Here is a 15,062-nt window from a genome sequence, read left to right on the forward strand (position 1 = left end):
GCGAGCGGGGCCGGCCCTCGGTCGGCCGCGCGGCGGGCCCCGCACCCGCCGGCGGCGGGTCGGTGGCAGGCCGGGCGGGGCGCCAGATGCCGTCGGGACCCAGCACGTGCCCGGGCACCTGGTCGACGCTGCGGCGGGGACGGCGCGGCTCGTCGCTCACCGTCGCCGCCGGTGGGCACGCCCGCACCGCGTCGCCCGAGGCGACGAGCCGGTCCGCGCAGACGTCATCCCGCGATTATGACCGCCGCCGGTGTGAGCCCGGGCACAACGGACGCACGACCACGGCGGGCCCTCTCGGGGGACAATGGTCGCGTGACCGATCAGAACGCCGCGCCCCGCATGAACGTCGAGTCCTTCAACCTCGACCACCGCACCGTCGCCGCGCCCTACGTGCGCCTCGCGGACACCAAGCGTCTGCCGCACGGCGACGTCATCAGCAAGTACGACGTGCGCTTCGCGCAGCCGAACGTCGGCCACCTCGAGATGGCCACGGTGCACTCGCTCGAGCACCTGTTCGCCGAGCACTCGCGCAACCACTCCGACCGGGTGATCGACTTCTCGCCGATGGGCTGCCAGACGGGCTTCTACCTCATCCTCGAGGGCGAGTGGGAGCTCGACGACGTGCTGGGCCTGGTCGGCTCCACGCTCGAGGACGTCCTGGCCGCCGACGCGGTGCCCGCCGCGAACGAGGTCCAGTGCGGCTGGGGCGCGAACCACACGCTCGAGGGCGCCCAGGAGGCGGCTCGCGGCTTCCTCGCCCGGCGCGACGAGTGGTCCCAGGTCGTGGCCGAGTGATCCCGGTCGACGCGGTCGTCGTCGTCGCGATGGTCGACGAGGCGGCCCCGTTCGTCGCCCGGGCGGACTACGTCGGCCCGACGCACCGGGTGGGCCACGCCGACCACACGGTGCTCACGCTCGCCCGCGCGACGGTCCTGCTCGTCCGCTGCGGCATCGGGCTGGTGAACTCCGCGACGGCCGCAGCGGTCGCGGTCAACGCGACGTCGCCGCGCGCCCTCGTCAGCGCGGGGACCGCCGGCGGGCTGGGCGTCGACGTGCACGTCGGCGACGTCGTCGTGGGCTCGCACTACGTGTACTCGGGCGCCGACGCCCGCGCCTTCGGCTACGAGCTCGGCCAGGTCCCCGGCATGCCCGAGGTGTACGCCGCCGAGCGTGCGCTGCAGGACGCGGCCGCCGCGGCGACCATCGATGTCCCGGAGGTCCCCGGCGCCACCTCGCAGGTGCACACGGGCACCGTGCTGTCGGGCGACGCCTTCATCGACGGGGAGCGCGTGGACGCGATCCGGTCCTCGTTCCCGGGCGCCCTCGCGACGGACATGGAGTCGGCGGCGCTCGCGCACACCAGCCACCTCTACGGCGTGCCGTTCGTCTCCGTCCGCGGCATCTCCGACCTGTGCGGCCCGGTCGCCGGGGCGGACTTCCTCGCGCACGTGGACGACGCGGCGGACCGGTCCGCGGGCGTCGTCGTCCAGCTCCTGCGCACGCTCGTCCCCGCGCACGCCTGACGCGCCGGGCCCCCGAGGTCGGCCCGGAGGTCGGCTCAGAGGTCGGCGACCGCCGGCACGCCGGGGGCGACCACGTCGCGGACCCACGCGGCGAGCGACGTCTCCGGCGGGCGCAGGATCGCGGTGTCGACGCCGTGCCGGGACCACACGCGCATCCGCTCGACGAAGGCGGCCACGTCCCCCGCGAGCAGCTCGCGCCCGTCGTCGAGCACGGTGATGCGGATCTCCGCCGGGTCGCGGCCGACGTCCTCGCAGTGCCGGCGGAGCACGCCGACGAGGTGGGCGAGCGTCTCCTCGTCGCGCGCGAACAGGTTGCACGCGTCGGCGTGCTGCGCGACGAGCCGCAGCGTCTTGCGCTCCCCCGAGCCGCCGATCATGATCTCCGGCCGGCCCGACAGCGGCAGCGGGCGGCACAGCGTCTCGTCGAGCCGGTAGTGCCGGCCCTCGAACGGCCCGTCGTCGTCCGGGTCCCACATCTGCCGGGCGATGAGCACCGTCTCCTCCAGCCGCTCGAACCGCTCCGCGAGCGGCGGGTACGGCACCCCGAGCGCACGGTGCTCGCGCTCGTACCAGGCCGCGCCGATGCCGAGCGTCGCCCGGCCGCCCGAGAGCACGTCGAGCGTCGCGACCGTCTTGGCCAGCAGCCCCGGGTAGCGGTAGGTGACGCCCGTGACGAGGACGCCCAGCTGCGTGCGCTCCGTCTGGCCCGCGAGGTACCCCAGCGTCGTGTACGCCTCCAGCATCGGGTCGCTCGCCGGGAAGCCCGCGCGCTCCATCTGGAACCAGTGGTCCATGACGGAGACCCAGCCGACGCCCGCGTCGTCCGCCGTCCTCGCCGCGTCCGCGAGCTCCGTGCGCAGACGCTCGGGCGGGACGGAGTCGAACCTCATGAGGTGCACGCCCAGTCGCATGGCACCCTCCCTTCCTCCGGTGACGATCAGACCACCGTCCGCGGCCGGCCGCACGATTCGCCCGCTCCCGCCGCGCCCCGCGCTTCAGGGACGGGTCCGTGACGCCGATCACAGGGGTATGGCGGTCACGGATCTCGGCGCACGCGTGGCGGCGCGGCTCGGACGGTCGCGCCTCGACGTCGTGCCGATGCCGGCCGCGCTCGCCCGAGCCCTCGACGACGCCGGTGGGCGCGCCTGGCACGCGCGGCGGGTGCCGGGGCTGGCCGGCCTGCTCGGTCGCATCGACCACCTCGTCGTCGGCCCGGCCGGCGCGTTCGTCGTCGACGAGCACGGCGTGCCGGGGCGTCCCCACCGGGTCGTGGACGGCGGGCTGGTCCGGCCGAAGGCCGAGCGCCTCGTCGTCGGCTCGCACACCTGCACCGCCCTCGTCGAGGCCGTCCGCGCGCACGTCGACGTCGTGCGCGCCGCTCTGGACGCCGCCGAGCTGGGGCACGTGCCCGTGCGAGGCCTGCTGTGCCTCCCGGCCGCCGACTGGTCGGCCGCGGCGGACGGGCTCGTCGTGGGCCAGGTGGAGGTCGTCCCGCCGGCCGTCGCGCTCGGGGAGGTCGTCGCCGCCGGGCCGCTGGACGCGGAGGGCGTCGACCGCGCGCACGCGCTGCTCGGAGCGGTCTTCGGCTGAGGTCGTGGGCTGAGCCCCGCCCCGCTCAGCCGCGCCGGCGCAGGTCCGTCAGCACCGACCGCACACGCGAGTCGGCGCGGAGCAGCCACGACCCCAGCGCGATGCCCGTGAGGTAGCCGAGCGAGATCGCGACCATCGACGCGCCCGCCGTGACGATCGTCGTGAGGGCCTGCTGGTCGTCGCCGAAGAACGACGTGACGCCCACGAGCCCCAGCGCGCCGGGGACCAGCAGCCAGAACCCGGGCAGGAAGGAGACCTGCATGGGCGGGCCCGACGGCCGGGTCGAGGCCAGCAGCGCGACGGGCGTCATCGTGAGCGCGCCGACGAAGCCGGAGACGGCGCCCCCGAAGAAGAGCCCGCCGATCACCTGCCCCGCGTACGCGACGACGAGGACGACGAGGATCCAGGGCCGGGCCGAGCGCCGGGCGCCGTGGTGGTAGCAGACCCCCAGCCCGTAGACGAGGACGCCGAGCCACGGACCCCACCAGCCCAGGGTCCGGTCGTGGGCCGCGGCGAGCTCGGTCGCCGGGACGCCCACGAGACCGGCCGCCGCGCCGATCCCGAGCGCCAGCAGCACCAGCTGCATCGCCCCGCCGGCCAGCCGGGCGCCGCCGGCGACCATCTGGCGCGTCGCGAGGTCGATCGCCGCGGTCGTGAGCAGCGCCCCCGGGAGGAAGGTCACGAGCGGGGCGATGAGCGGCGCGTACAGGCCGACGCCCGCGTGGGTCGAGGCCAATAGCGCGCCGACGGCGACCAGGAACGACGTGCCGAGGACGACCAGCGCCTGGTACGCCGACGACCAGCGGGCGGCGACCAGCTGGATGCCCGCGACGACGCCGCCCAGCACCGCCGCGACGGCCACCTCGGCCCACCCGCCGCCGAGGATCAGGGCGAGGCCGGCGGACGAGCCGACGTAGCCGAGCGTCCGCACCGCGGCGCGGTACGGGGGCGGCGCGGCGCGCACCTCGGCGATGCGGGCGAGCCCCTGCTCGGGGGTGAGCGCCTCCCGCTCGGCGCGGTCCGCCAGGTCGTAGACGTCCTGCACCTGGTCGAGCCGCAGGCTGCGCGTGCCCGCGGCGGCGGCCGCCGTGTGCGTCGTCGCGCCGCTCGGCGAGGAGACGACGAGCGCGGTGGGCAGCACGACGACGGACGAGCCGGCCGCCCCGCCCACGTCGGCGACCTTGCCGAGCGTCTCCTCGATCTGGACCACGGGCGCGCCGGCGTCGAGCATCGCGCCGCCGAGCCCGATGAGGAACGGCACCACTCCCGGTGCCGCGTCGGTGCCGGCCGCGGGCGCGGACGCCGGCACGGCGGGCGAGCCGCCGGATCCCGACGGGGTGGGCGCGGCGTCCTCCGGGCCGCGCGGGTCGCGTCGGCGCAGCGCGACGACGAGCGCCGCCGTCGCCAGCGCGAGGACGAGCGCCGCGACGAGGACCATCGCCAGGGGCAGCTCGGAGGTGGTCACCGCGGGCGGCACGGCCGGCGCGGGCGCGGTCACGGTGACCGTCGGCGTCGGCGCGCTCGTCGTGGCGGGCGCGGACGCCGTCACGGTGACGGTGGGCGCGGGCGACGACGTGGGCGCCGGCGCGGTGACGGTCGCGGTCGGCCGCGGGCCTGCCGTCGTCGTGACGGTCACGGCGGGCGCCGGCGAGCCCTCCGGTCCCGTCGTCGAGGGAGACGGGGTCGTCACGCCGGCGGGCGCCGTGGCCATCGGTGCCCTCCTGTGGTCAGCGGTGCGGCTCCACGACGAATCCTGTCAGGCCGTCGGCGGGTCCGCCGGTCGCGTCGACGGAGGTCACGTGCGCGCCCGGCGGCCCGTGCAGCGCCCAGTCGTGCAGCGCGTCGACCGCGTCCGGCGCGCCCTCGGCGACGATCTCGACCGCACCGTCCGGGCGGTTGAGCACCCAGCCCGAGACGCCGAGCTCCTCCGCGCGCCGGGCGCACCACCACCGGAAGCCCACGCCCTGCACGCGGCCCCGCACGACCATCGTCCGCCGCGTCGCGGCGTCCGAGCCGGCGGCTGCGTCACGCACCGCTCAGGCGGCCGGTGCCGCGATGTTGACCATCCACGCGGTGCCGAACCGGTCCGTCACCATGCCGAACGTCGCACCCCAGGGAGCCTGCTCCAGCGGCATCGTGACCTCGCCGCCCTCCGCGAGCGCGTCCCAGTAGCGCCGCAGCTCCGCGGCGTCGGAGGCCTCGCCCGACAGCGACACCGAGATCGTCGAGCCGGGCGTGAACGGCATCGAGCTGGGGGTGTCGGACGCCATGAGCGTGAAGCCGCTGGGCGTCTCGAGCTGCCCGTGCATGACGTGGTCGGCCTCCGCGGGGTCGTCGCTGACGTGGAACTCCGCGAACGTCGAGATCGTCAGCTCGCCGCCGAAGACCCGGTGGTAGAACTCGAGCGCGTCGCGCGCGTCGTCGCGGAAGCCCAGGTACGGGTTGAGCACTGCAGCCATCGGTGTCCACTCCCTCGTGTCGTCCTCGTGCCGCGGCCGGCAGGCCACCGACTACCCTTCAACCGCCCTCGTCGGGCGTCAAGCGTCCAGCACCCGCAGGCGGACCCCCAGGGTGTCGCCCACGTCCACGCCCTCCGCCCGGCGGACGGCGCGCTTGACCGGCAGGACGAACGTGCGCTGCTCCGCGCTGGGGAACACGGACGTCCGCCACGTCGTCGACCCGACGCTCGCCTCGACCCGCACCGACCCGAACCCGCGCCGCACGGAGACGACGTCGAGGATGTCGTCGGCGAGGTCGGTGGGCAGCGAGACGAACGTCCAGGCGTCGGCCCGGCGTGCGTCCCACTGCCACAGCGGTGCGTCGAACTCCACGATCACCGCGCCATCGTGGCGCGCGCCACCGACACGCGGCCAGGTCCGTCGCCCGCGAGGCGTCCGGTCAGGCCCGCACGAGCTCGACGAGGACCTCGAAGTGGCCCGTCTGCGGGAACATGTCGAGCAGGCGCCCGCGCGCGGGCCGCAGGGAGGGCATCGCCGCCAGGTCGCGGGCGAGCGACGGTGCGTGGCAGCTCGAGTACAGGACGCGCGCGACGCCCGAGCGCTCTAGCCACCCGGCGAGCTCGGCGCCGATGCCGCGCCGCGGCGGGTTCACGACGACGAGGTCGGGGACGTCGGACGAGGCGAGCGCGAACGCCGTGGCGTCCCCCGCCTCGAACCGGACGCCGGCGAGGCCGGCCTCCGCCGCCGTCGCGCGCGCGCTCTCGATCGCCTCGGCGCTCGTCTCGATCCCGGTGACGACCCGGCCCGGCCCGGCCAGGTGCAGGGCGAAGCCGCCGACGCCGCAGTACAGGTCCCACACCGAGCGCGGAGCGGCCTCGTCGGCCCACGCGCTCGCCTGCCGGTACAGCGCCGCGGCGACGTCCGTGTTCGTCTGGAAGAAGCTCTGCGGTCGCAGGTGCAGGTCCAGCCCGTCGACCGACATGCGGAGCGTGTCGTCCTGCGTCAGGACGATCTCCCGCTCGCCCTCCAGCGCCGCCTTGTGCTCGGGCAGGACGTTCGCGGTGACGACGCGCAGCCCCGGCAGCTCGTCCTGGAGCCACGGGAGGTGCTTGCGGATGCGCGCGAGCGCCTCGGTGGAGCGCAGGACGAACCGCACCATGAGCTCGCCGTCCGGGGACTGCGTGACGAGCACGTGCTTGAGCTCGCCCGACCGCCCCGGCACGTCGTACGGCTGCAGGCGCGCCCGGGTCACGAACCGCGCGAGCACGGGGAACGACGCCCGCAGGCTCGGCGGGTAGAGGCCGCAGCCCTGCAGGTCGACGCCCCGTCCCTGCGGGTCCAGGATGCCGAGCGTCGGCGCCTCCAGCGTGCCGCCGACGACCATCTTGGCCTTGTTCCGGAAGCCCGCCTCCGCGCTCACCACCGGCGGCAGCCACGTGACGCCCGACGCGTCCACGTGCGTCCGGCAGGCGGACTCCTTGGCGGCGAGCTGCGAGCCGTACGGCACCTCCATGAGGGTGCACGAGCGGCAGAGCCCGGCGTCGAAGTAGTCGCACTGCACGCCTCCAGGCTACGGTCCGGCGACCGCGCCCCCGTCCGGGCCGGTCGGCGGCGGGACGGCCCGCAGCGCGACCCCGTGTCGCTCCAGCACGCGGTCGACGAGCCGCTCGAGCACCGCGACGGCGGCCTCGTCGTCGTACCGCGCCCGGACGCTGCCCCTGCCGGACCCGGCCCGCGGCAGCAGCCGTCGCGTCTCGTCGACGAGGTCGAAGTCGAGCGCGTGCACCGTGCCGTGGTCCTTCGCGGCGGTGACGAGGACGTAGCCGTCCTGCCACGTGCGGCCCACCTTCACCATCGGGCGGGAGCGGAAGAGCTCCGCGCCGATCCCCGACCGCCGCTCGGCGTAGCGCACCAGGTGCGTCACCCAGCCGCGGGCGGGCTCGTCGAGCGAGTCGAGGTAGTCCTGCGGCGTCTCCACGAGGTCACTGTCCTCCTGCCCGCCGACGGTGCGCAGCATCCGGCCGGGCGGTGCGGTGGTCGCCCCGACGGCCGGCCGGCTCGGATGTCAGATCCTACTCGTACACTTGTTCGAACGGCGGCCCACGACGAGCGCGAGGAGTGACGGTGACGACCACGTCGGTGCTTTCTCGCGACGTCCGCGAGGCGGACGGCCGGGTGTTCCTCGGCGGCGGCGGGCGCGACGTGCTGCCCGAGGTCGTGGAGGCGCCGGTCCCGGGGCTGGTGCGGCGGCTCACCGAGCTGCCCGTCGCCGACGTCTCGTCGCGCGACCTCGTCACCGCCGTCGCCGGTTGGCAGCGGGTGATCGGCGCCGCGATGGCCGCGCAGGCGGCGGCCCTCGTGGAGCTCGAGCGCCGCGGCGGCGTGGTCGCGCAGTTCCTCGACGACGAGGTGGCGTGCGCCCTCGGGACGACGCGGCTCGCGGTCCAGGTGCTGCGGGGCCGGGCGCGCTGGCTCGACGAGCACCCACGCGTGCACGACGCGCTCGCGTCCGGGCTGCTCGACGTGCGCAAGGTCGACGCGCTCGCCGACGGCACGCAGGCGGCGACGACCGCCGTGGCGCGGCGCGTGGTGGACGGGGCTCTGGAGCGGCTCCGCGAGGCCCACGCACGGCAGGAGGTCGTCACCGTGCCGGCGCTCCGGCGCCTGGTCCGCCGGCTGCTCGCCGCCGAGGAGCCGCCCGCGGCCGCCGAGGCCGTCGGGCTGCGCCGGGCCGACCGGCACGTGACGACCACGTGGGCCGACCCGTCGATGGCGTCGGTGCGCGCGCTGCTGCCCGCCGAGCACGCCGCCGCGATGATGAGCGTCCTCGACGCCGTGGCCGACCGCGACCTGCACCGGGGCGACCCACGCACCGGCGACCAGCGCCGGGCCGACGCGTTCGCCGACGTGTTCCTGCAGGTCCTGGACGCCGGCGTCCTCCCCGACGGCCGCCCGCTCCCGCGCCGGCAGGGTCGGCGCGCGTCGATCCAGGTGACGGTCGCGGCGTCCACCCTCGCCGGGCTGGACGACCGGCCCGGCGAGCTCGCGGGACTCGGGCCCGTACCGGCCTCCGTCGCACGCGAGCTCGCCCAGGACGGGACGTGGCGCCGGCTGCTGACCGACCCGGCGACGGGCGCCGTGATGGAGACCGGACGGGTCACGTACCGCCCGGGTGCCGATGTGACCCGGACCGTCGTCGCGAGGGACGTGACGTGCGTGTTCCCCGGCTGCCGCCGACCCGCCGAGCGCTGCGACCTCGACCACGTCGAGCCGTTCGACCCGCGTCGGCCCGCCGAGGACCAGACAACGGCCGACAACCTGCAGGCGCTGTGCCGCACGCACCACCGCGCCAAGACCCACGGCCGGTGGTCGGTCCGGCGCGACCGGGCGACGGGCGCGATCCACTGGCGCTCGCCGCTGGGGCACGACTACGTCCGGCGGCCGACGCAGGTCGTGCACGTCGACGAGCCCGCCCTCCACCGGAGGCCGCCCCCGCGCCCACCGGGCGACGAACCCCCGCCACCGTTCTGATCAGGCGCGCCGCCGGCCGTCCGCGACCAAGCCTGCCCGCCGCACCCACGGTGCTCGCTCGCGAGCGCAGCATGCGGTGACGGTCCCGGGTGGGAGCCTGGACGGGTGACGACGCGGCTGCGCACCCTCGATCTCCGGATGACCGACGGACGTGCGCTGCGGGCGTACGACTCAGGGGCCGCCGGAGTGCCGGACGGCCCGGCGCCGGCGGACGCGGGGCACGACCTCGTCGCGGTGTGGTGCCACGGCACCCCGAACCTCGGCATGCCGCCGGAGCCGCTCATGACCGTCGCGCGCGAGCTCAGGCTGCGGTGGGTGGGCTACGACCGGCCGGGGTACGGGGGCTCCGACCCGCTGCCCGGCCGGACCGTCGCGGACGCCGGGCACGACGTCGCGGCGGTGCTCGACGCGCTGGGCGCCGAGCGGTGCCTCGTCGTGGGCCACTCCGGCGGCGGGCCGCACGCGCTCGCCGCGGCCGCCGCGCTGCCCGACCGGGTGGCGGCGGCCGTCGTCGTCTCCTCGCTCGCACCGCACGACGCGCCCGGCCTCGACTGGTTCGCGGGCATGTCCGCCACCGGGCAGGAGGTGCTGACGGCGGCGGAGCACGGACGGGCGGCCCGGCTCGCGCACGTCGAGCGTGCGGACGCCGAGCCGATCTTCGTCCAGCGGGACCTGGACGCCCTCGCCGGCCCGTGGTCGTGGTTCATGGACGTCGTCGAGCCGGCCCTCGCGGGCGACCCCGCCGGTGCGGCCGACGACGACGTGGCGTACGTGACGCCGTGGGGCTTCGCGCCGGACGCGGTCGTCCAGCCGGTGCTCGTCGTCCACGGCGGAGCGGACCTCGTCGCCCCGGCCTCGCACGCGCGGTGGCTCGCCGCCCGCCTGCCGCGCGCGGAGCTCTGGGTCGAGGCCGACGACGGCCACGTCTCGGTGCTGAGACGGGCGGACGACGCGCTCCGTTGGGCCGCCCGGGCGGCCGGTGTACTTCCGGGGGCGCCGGCGCGCTCCTGACCTATGACGAGCCGAGAGGAGCGGGCGATGGAGCTCGAGACGCAGGCGCAGACGCAGCAGGTCGTGGTGCTGGACGATCGGACGCGCAAGACCTACCGCTACCTCCGGGTCGCGGTCGTGGCGCTCGCGCTGCTCCTGATGGTCTCGCTCCTCATCGAGATCGCGACGAACGACTGGAACCCGGCGTTCGGGTCGATCAGCGGCTTCTACTACACGCCGGTGCGCAGCGTGTTCGTCGGCGCGCTCGTCGCGGTCGGTCCGGTGCTCATCGCCATCAAGGGCCGCGCGGGGTGGGAGGACTCGCTGCTCGACGTCGCGGGCGCGCTCGTGCCCGTCGTCGCGCTCGTCCCGACGCCGATCCTGCCCGTCGCCGGCCAGTACTCGTGCGCGGTCGCGGACCGCAAGTGCGTGCCGGAGGAGCTGGTGCACGGCGTCGTGAACAACGTCTCCGCCCTGCTCGTCGTCGGCGCCGCGGGCATCGTGTTCGCGTGGTGGCAGTCGCGCGGCTCGGACGCTCTCTCCGCCCGTCGAGGCCTGATGGTGGCGGCGCTGCTCTGGCTGATCACGGCCGTGTTCCTCTGGGTGCCCGCGCTGCAGGGCTTCTTCCTCAAGTCGGCGCACTACTCGGCGGCGATCACCTTCTTCGTCCTGCTGGCCGGCGTGGCCTGGGTGAACGGGCAGCGCGTCGCGCAGCGGCCCTCGATCAGCGACGCGGCGTCCGCGCGGTTCCGGGGCGCGTACCGCGGGATCGCGACGGCGATGGTCGTGGCGGCCCTCCTGACGGGCGCGGCTTTCCTCCTCACCGCGTTCGTCGGGGTCGCGATGCCCTTCATGACGATCTTCGTCATCGAGGCCGTCCTGCTGCTGCTCTTCGTCGCCTTCTGGACGCTCCAGACGGTGGAGAACTGGGACATCGAGGCGAGCGAGGACGACCCGGCGGCCGCCTGAGCGGACGACGTCGCCTCAGCCGGACGTATCTGAGGCGCCTCAGCGCCCCCTTGCTTCCACGAACCGGGCGAAATACGGATGCGCCCGACCTGCCTCACCCGGCAGGTTGGGACTCGTCCCGCTCGGGACGTCCCATCCATCCACGACGAAGGAAGGCGGAGCCATGTCGTCCGACAGCACGACCGCTCAGCTGCTCCACCGCTATCGAGAAGAGGAGCTCGCGCGCACGCTCGAGCGTCGCCGCCGTGAGGCGGAGCGCACCGAGGGTGCTCGCGTCCAGCGCCGGAGCCGCCGGTGGGCCCTGCCCGCCCGGCTGCACGTCGCCGGCCGACTCTCGTGACTGCGTGCGGAGGCGTCCGACCGGACGCGATCGACCCGGGACCGCCCCTGGAGCACTCGAGCTCCAGGGGCGGTTCTGTGTCTGCAGCAGGGCCGTCCCGTCGTCCCCGGATGCGGAGGTCCGGCGCGCGGCGGACGATGGCCGCGACGACCGACGAGGGAGGCGACCATGCCGGAGCGTGACCCGGGCCCGAGCGTCAAGGACAAGGAGCTGTACGAGAAGCTCCGCGACGAGGGCAACAGCAAGGAGAAGTCCGCGCGCATCGCGAACGCCGCGGCGGCGAGCAGCCGCAGCGAGGTGGGCTCGAAGGGCGGGCAGTCCGGCTCCTACGACGACTGGACGGTCGACGACCTGCGCCACCGCGCCGCGGAGCTGGAGATCGAGGGCCGCTCGTCGATGACGAAGGACGAGCTCATCGACGCGCTGCGCTCGCACTGAGGCGCGGCGCTCAGGGGGCCGGCGGCCGGCAGACCAGCACCTGCACGCCGGATCCCTCCAGCCGCAGGTCCCCCGCCGCCGCGGGGACCAGCACCGTCGCACCACGCGCGACGTCCAGCCTCGTGCCGCCCGCGACGAGCGCTCCCGACCCGTCCACCACGACGACGACGGCGAAGCCGGCGTCGAGGGCGCGCGAACCGGTCCACCGCTCCACGCGGAAGAACGCGGCCCCGGCGGGCAGCAGCTCCCCCTCGTCGGAGGACGTGGCGCCGCGCAGCGCCTCGACCTCCGCAGCCGACCACCCGCGCCGGTCGACGGCCCCCAACGCGGTCCCGAAGCCGAGCCCGAGGTGCCCGTCGACGACGCCGTCGATCGCGAACCCGCGCCACTCCAGCAGGATCGACAGGTCGGTCGGCTCCTGCAGCTCGACGACGAGCGCGCCCTCGCCGATCGCGTGCGGGAGCCCGGCCGGCACGAGCACGGCGTCGCCGGCGCACAGGTCGAGCGCGTGCATCGCGCCGAGCATGGCGTCGGTGTCCTGGTCGCGGACCCACGCCGCGAGCTCCTCCGCGCCGACGTCCCGCGTGAAGCCCAGGTGGACGCGGGCGGGCTCGAGCACGACCCACGCCTCGGTCTTGCCGTGCGCGAGCCCCAGGTGTGCGGCGGCGAACGGCACGTCCGGGTGGGCGTGGACCGGCAGCCGCTGGCCGGCGTCGAGCAGCTTGACGAGCAGGGCCGGGTCTGCGCCGTACCGGGCCACGTGCGCGTCGCCGAGCCACGCCCGCGGGTCCGCCTCGATCGCGTCCCGCAGCAGGCGGCCGTCGGGCAGCGTCGTGAGGCCGACGGGGTCGTGCCCGAAGACCGGGGTCGACGAGGCGACCCAGTCCTCCGGCTCGTGCCCCGCCGCCCGCTCGGCGGCCTCGGGCCCGTCCCGGAAGGACGCGATCCGGCGCCCGCCCGCGTAGAAGCGGTCGGCGGGCTGGTTCGCGGGCAGGACGAGGGGCTTCATGACTCTCCGGGGACGAGGGGGCGGTGGGGACGGATCGCGACGCGGACGCCGGTGCGCCAGGTCGCGCCGGGCTCGAGCAGCGGTGCGCCGGCGTCGGGCAGGTCGCGCTCCGGGCCGAACAGCGGGGCGTTGGTCGGCTCCACGCCGAGGACGTAGGCGCCCGCGGCCGGCCAGCTCCAGGTGCACAGCCGCGGGAGGGTCGCGTCGGTCCAGCCGACGACGACGTCGGGGTGGTCGTCGTCGCCGACGAGCACGGCCCGGGCGCCACGGACACCGGGGTGCTCGGCGACGACCGGCTCGAGGCCGCGCGCGGGCGCAGGGGTGAGGAGCGGGTCGCGCCCGGGCGGCAGCGGCTCGCGGAGCACGGCGGGACCGGCGTCGACGGCGAGCCGCGCGCCCGGCCGCAGGAGCGGCGCGCCGAGGTTGACGTGGTACAGCAGCGGGACGCCCACGGGCCGGTCGCCGACGTTCCTCACGACGTCCCGCACCTCGACCGACGCCTCGCCCGTCCCTGCGACGACCTCGCGCTCGACGACGACCCGGCGGCCGTCGAACGTCGTGTGCGGGACGGTCCCGCGGACGACGACCCGCGAGCCGTCGTCGGTGCGCTCGCGCGCCCAGCCGACGTCCGTGGCGGGGGTGAGGTGGTGGGTGCCGTGCTGGCCGGACCCGGCGCGCGGCGGGCCGATGTTGTCGGGACCGCAGGTGGCGAGCAGGCCGCCGAGGAACCGGTCCTCCCAGCCACGACCGGGCCCGGGGTCGACCGGGTGCATCGAGCGCCACGCCACGGGGACGGAGCCCCACCAGCACGCACCAAGGTCGAGCCCGCGGTCCGGCAGCACGTCGAGGGCGAGGCCCCCCGCGAGGCGCAGCGCCAGGACCCGGCGGCCGTCGGCGCGCGTGAGCTCCTGGACGTCCGCCAGCGCCTCGGGCAGCGCGACGCGCCCGTCGTCGGCGAGGTCCGCCCAGCGCGTGGCCGCGCCGGGCCGGGGCGCGCCGCTCACCGGTCCGCCAGCGCCGCGAGGAAACCGCCCACGAACGCGTCCCCCAGCCCGATCGTCGTCGGGGCCGCGACCCGGGTGAGGTCCAGCGCCGGCTCGACGACCGCGTCGGGCAGCAGCTCGGCCAGCCCTCGGACGACCGTCGTCCCGGTGGCGCTCGGCGCCAGCGAGCGGGTCGCCGCCTCGTCCGCCGCGGTGAACCCGTCGCCGAGCCGGTACCGGGTGCTGGCCGTCGTGATGCCGCCGACGAGGGACGCGCGGAAGGACTCCGCCCGCTCGCCGACCGCGAGCGCCCAGTACTTCGTGTGCACGACGAGCGTCGGCGCGGGCACGAGCGTCCGCAGCTCCCCCACCGCCTGGGCGACGTCGCGGGGGTCGGCGAGGTCGACCGGCCGGCGCAGGTAGGCCTGCAGCTCGTCCTCGTTGAGGCTGTACACGTCCACCGACCGCGCCATCTCGTCCCGCACCCGCAGGCTCAGCTCCGGCACGTGGTACCCGGCGTCCTCGAAGACGACGAGCGCGCCGGGAGGCAGCGAGCGCATCGCGGCGTGGAGCTGCTCGAGGCGCTCGTCGAGCGTGCGCGGGTCCTGGATCACGTTGAACGACGAGACCAGGAAGACGTCGGCACCGCCGAGCGCCTCGGGCAGGTCGGCGGCGAGCCGCAGCTCGCGGTGCGGGGGGTCGTTCGCGTAGATGATGCGGTTGGGGTGCGGCGCGACGAGCTCCGTCTCCCCCTCGGCGCCCCGCAGCCGGACGCGCGTGCCGGCCGGGTACTGCACGATGAGGTGCGGGTCGAGCGAGTCGTGCTCCGCGCTCGACACGACGTCGACGGACGCCGGGAGCAGCCGGCGCACGGTGTCGTCGATCGACACCAGGTGCACGGTGCTCGGCACGCCGAGCGCATCCATCGCGATCGCGGCGCGCACGCACGTCCCGCCCAGCGTGACCGCCTTGTCGAACCGTGCCGCCACGGTCTCGACGAGCGCCGAGGACGCGACGTACCGCTCGCCGCCGACGCCGTCGCGGACGAACGCCAGCACGCTGCGGACGAGGTCGCGCACGGACTCCACCGGCGCGTGCAGGTCGAGGTCCTCGGGCCCGACGCCGTGCTCGGCGGCGAGCGCCTCCAGCACCGCCGGGTCCCAGCGGATCTCGTAGTCCACCGTCCCGCCCATGCCCAGCACGAACCGCGTGCTCATCGGTCTGGTCGCT

The 15,062-nt window shown here is 76.0% G+C and carries 17 protein-coding genes; 7 read left to right on the top strand and 10 right to left on the bottom strand.

What is annotated here, in order from left to right:
• Positions 1-339 precede the first annotated feature (339 nt).
• Positions 340-795 carry an S-ribosylhomocysteine lyase gene (locus HGCM_RS15180; RefSeq protein WP_040399896.1) on the top strand — a complete coding sequence of 152 codons (456 nt, stop codon included), beginning with the start codon at positions 340-342 and terminating at the stop codon, positions 793-795.
• Positions 792-1,523, top strand: coding sequence for a 5'-methylthioadenosine/S-adenosylhomocysteine nucleosidase (gene mtnN, locus HGCM_RS15185; protein WP_019137670.1), 732 nt, complete (start codon positions 792-794; stop codon positions 1,521-1,523). Before HGCM_RS15180 ends, mtnN begins: the two co-directional genes overlap by 4 nt.
• A 35-nt stretch (positions 1,524-1,558) precedes the next feature.
• Here mtnN and HGCM_RS15190 read toward each other — a convergent pair whose 3' ends face one another.
• A complete protein-coding gene (locus HGCM_RS15190; protein ID WP_019137671.1) occupies positions 1,559-2,434 on the bottom strand; it encodes an LLM class F420-dependent oxidoreductase in 876 nt (291 codons plus the stop codon).
• A gap of 118 nt (positions 2,435-2,552) precedes the next feature.
• On the opposite strand from HGCM_RS15190, the gene HGCM_RS18505 reads away from it, so the two are divergent.
• Positions 2,553-3,113, top strand: coding sequence for a nuclease-related domain-containing protein (locus HGCM_RS18505; protein WP_019137672.1), 561 nt, complete (start codon positions 2,553-2,555; stop codon positions 3,111-3,113).
• A gap of 25 nt (positions 3,114-3,138) precedes the next feature.
• On the opposite strand, the gene HGCM_RS15200 is transcribed toward HGCM_RS18505, so the two are convergent.
• The 6 genes from HGCM_RS15200 to HGCM_RS18510 all read right to left on the bottom strand — a co-directional run bounded on the left by HGCM_RS15200 (position 3,139) and on the right by HGCM_RS18510 (position 7,550).
• A complete protein-coding gene (locus HGCM_RS15200; RefSeq protein WP_019137673.1) occupies positions 3,139-4,824 on the bottom strand; it encodes a threonine/serine exporter family protein in 1,686 nt (561 codons plus the stop codon).
• Positions 4,825-4,840: 16 nt separating this feature from the next.
• Positions 4,841-5,146, bottom strand: a complete 306-nt coding sequence (locus HGCM_RS15205; protein WP_019137674.1) for an acylphosphatase — start codon at positions 5,144-5,146, stop codon at positions 4,841-4,843.
• Positions 5,147-5,149: 3 nt separating this feature from the next.
• On the bottom strand, positions 5,150-5,572 hold the full coding sequence (locus HGCM_RS15210) for a VOC family protein (RefSeq protein ID WP_026075517.1): 423 nt from the start codon (positions 5,570-5,572) through the stop codon (positions 5,150-5,152).
• Between the two features lie 78 nt (positions 5,573-5,650).
• Positions 5,651-5,950 carry a DUF1905 domain-containing protein gene (locus HGCM_RS15215; RefSeq protein WP_019137676.1) on the bottom strand — a complete coding sequence of 100 codons (300 nt, stop codon included), beginning with the start codon at positions 5,948-5,950 and terminating at the stop codon, positions 5,651-5,653.
• A 61-nt stretch (positions 5,951-6,011) separates the two neighbouring features.
• Positions 6,012-7,133 (bottom strand): 23S rRNA (uracil(747)-C(5))-methyltransferase RlmC, encoded by a 1,122-nt coding sequence (gene rlmC, locus HGCM_RS15220; RefSeq protein WP_019137677.1) that lies wholly within the window; start codon positions 7,131-7,133, stop codon positions 6,012-6,014.
• A gap of 9 nt (positions 7,134-7,142) precedes the next feature.
• On the bottom strand, positions 7,143-7,550 hold the full coding sequence (locus tag HGCM_RS18510; protein ID WP_147572893.1) for a hypothetical protein: 408 nt from the start codon (positions 7,548-7,550) through the stop codon (positions 7,143-7,145).
• Positions 7,551-7,696: 146 nt separating this feature from the next.
• Here HGCM_RS18510 and HGCM_RS18940 point away from each other — a divergent pair, with 146 nt between their 5' ends.
• From HGCM_RS18940 to HGCM_RS15250, 4 genes are all read left to right on the top strand, one after another.
• Complete coding sequence (locus HGCM_RS18940) at positions 7,697-9,103, top strand: HNH endonuclease signature motif containing protein (RefSeq protein ID WP_147572895.1); 1,407 nt, start codon at positions 7,697-7,699, stop codon at positions 9,101-9,103.
• Positions 9,104-9,241: 138 nt separating this feature from the next.
• Positions 9,242-10,114 carry an alpha/beta fold hydrolase gene (locus tag HGCM_RS15235; protein ID WP_040399900.1) on the top strand — a complete coding sequence of 291 codons (873 nt, stop codon included), beginning with the start codon at positions 9,242-9,244 and terminating at the stop codon, positions 10,112-10,114.
• 27 nt (positions 10,115-10,141) lie between these two features.
• Complete coding sequence (locus tag HGCM_RS15240; RefSeq protein WP_019137681.1) at positions 10,142-11,062, top strand: hypothetical protein; 921 nt, start codon at positions 10,142-10,144, stop codon at positions 11,060-11,062.
• 508 nt (positions 11,063-11,570) lie between these two features.
• Entirely contained in the window at positions 11,571-11,840 is a 270-nt protein-coding gene (locus HGCM_RS15250; RefSeq protein ID WP_019137683.1) for a DUF7218 family protein, read from the top strand.
• Positions 11,841-11,850: 10 nt separating this feature from the next.
• Here HGCM_RS15250 and HGCM_RS15255 read toward each other — a convergent pair whose 3' ends face one another.
• From HGCM_RS15255 to HGCM_RS15265, 3 genes are read right to left on the bottom strand one after another with little or no spacing between them, the layout of a single operon-like run.
• Entirely contained in the window at positions 11,851-12,849 is a 999-nt protein-coding gene (locus HGCM_RS15255; RefSeq protein ID WP_019137684.1) for a class I mannose-6-phosphate isomerase, read from the bottom strand.
• Complete coding sequence (locus HGCM_RS15260; RefSeq protein ID WP_019137685.1) at positions 12,846-13,853, bottom strand: DUF4432 family protein; 1,008 nt, start codon at positions 13,851-13,853, stop codon at positions 12,846-12,848. The genes HGCM_RS15255 and HGCM_RS15260 overlap by 4 nt, the downstream gene beginning before the upstream one ends.
• On the bottom strand, positions 13,850-15,049 hold the full coding sequence (locus HGCM_RS15265; protein ID WP_019137686.1) for an ADP-dependent glucokinase/phosphofructokinase: 1,200 nt from the start codon (positions 15,047-15,049) through the stop codon (positions 13,850-13,852). Before HGCM_RS15265 ends, HGCM_RS15260 begins: the two co-directional genes overlap by 4 nt.
• Between the last annotated feature and the right edge of the window lie 13 nt (positions 15,050-15,062).

Origin of the sequence: Cellulomonas massiliensis JC225 (assembly GCF_000312005.1) — a bacterium.
Taxonomy (GTDB): domain Bacteria; phylum Actinomycetota; class Actinomycetes; order Actinomycetales; family Cellulomonadaceae; genus Cellulomonas; species Cellulomonas massiliensis.

Excerpts from the sequence above, each read along its gene's own strand:
- HGCM_RS15235 (WP_040399900.1), top strand. The coding sequence starts at position 9,242 with ATGACCGACGGACGTGCGCTGCGGGCGTACGACTCAGGGGCCGCCGGA.
- HGCM_RS15210 (WP_026075517.1), bottom strand. The coding sequence starts at position 5,572 with ATGGCTGCAGTGCTCAACCCGTACCTGGGCTTCCGCGACGACGCGCGC.
- HGCM_RS18505 (WP_019137672.1), top strand. The coding sequence starts at position 2,553 with ATGGCGGTCACGGATCTCGGCGCACGCGTGGCGGCGCGGCTCGGACGG.
- HGCM_RS15190 (WP_019137671.1), bottom strand. The coding sequence starts at position 2,434 with ATGCGACTGGGCGTGCACCTCATGAGGTTCGACTCCGTCCCGCCCGAG.
- HGCM_RS15180 (WP_040399896.1), top strand. The coding sequence starts at position 340 with ATGAACGTCGAGTCCTTCAACCTCGACCACCGCACCGTCGCCGCGCCC.
- HGCM_RS15250 (WP_019137683.1), top strand. The coding sequence starts at position 11,571 with ATGCCGGAGCGTGACCCGGGCCCGAGCGTCAAGGACAAGGAGCTGTAC.
- HGCM_RS15200 (WP_019137673.1), bottom strand. The coding sequence starts at position 4,824 with ATGGCCACGGCGCCCGCCGGCGTGACGACCCCGTCTCCCTCGACGACG.
- HGCM_RS15255 (WP_019137684.1), bottom strand. The coding sequence starts at position 12,849 with ATGAAGCCCCTCGTCCTGCCCGCGAACCAGCCCGCCGACCGCTTCTAC.
- HGCM_RS15265 (WP_019137686.1), bottom strand. The coding sequence starts at position 15,049 with ATGAGCACGCGGTTCGTGCTGGGCATGGGCGGGACGGTGGACTACGAG.
- HGCM_RS15240 (WP_019137681.1), top strand. The coding sequence starts at position 10,142 with ATGGAGCTCGAGACGCAGGCGCAGACGCAGCAGGTCGTGGTGCTGGAC.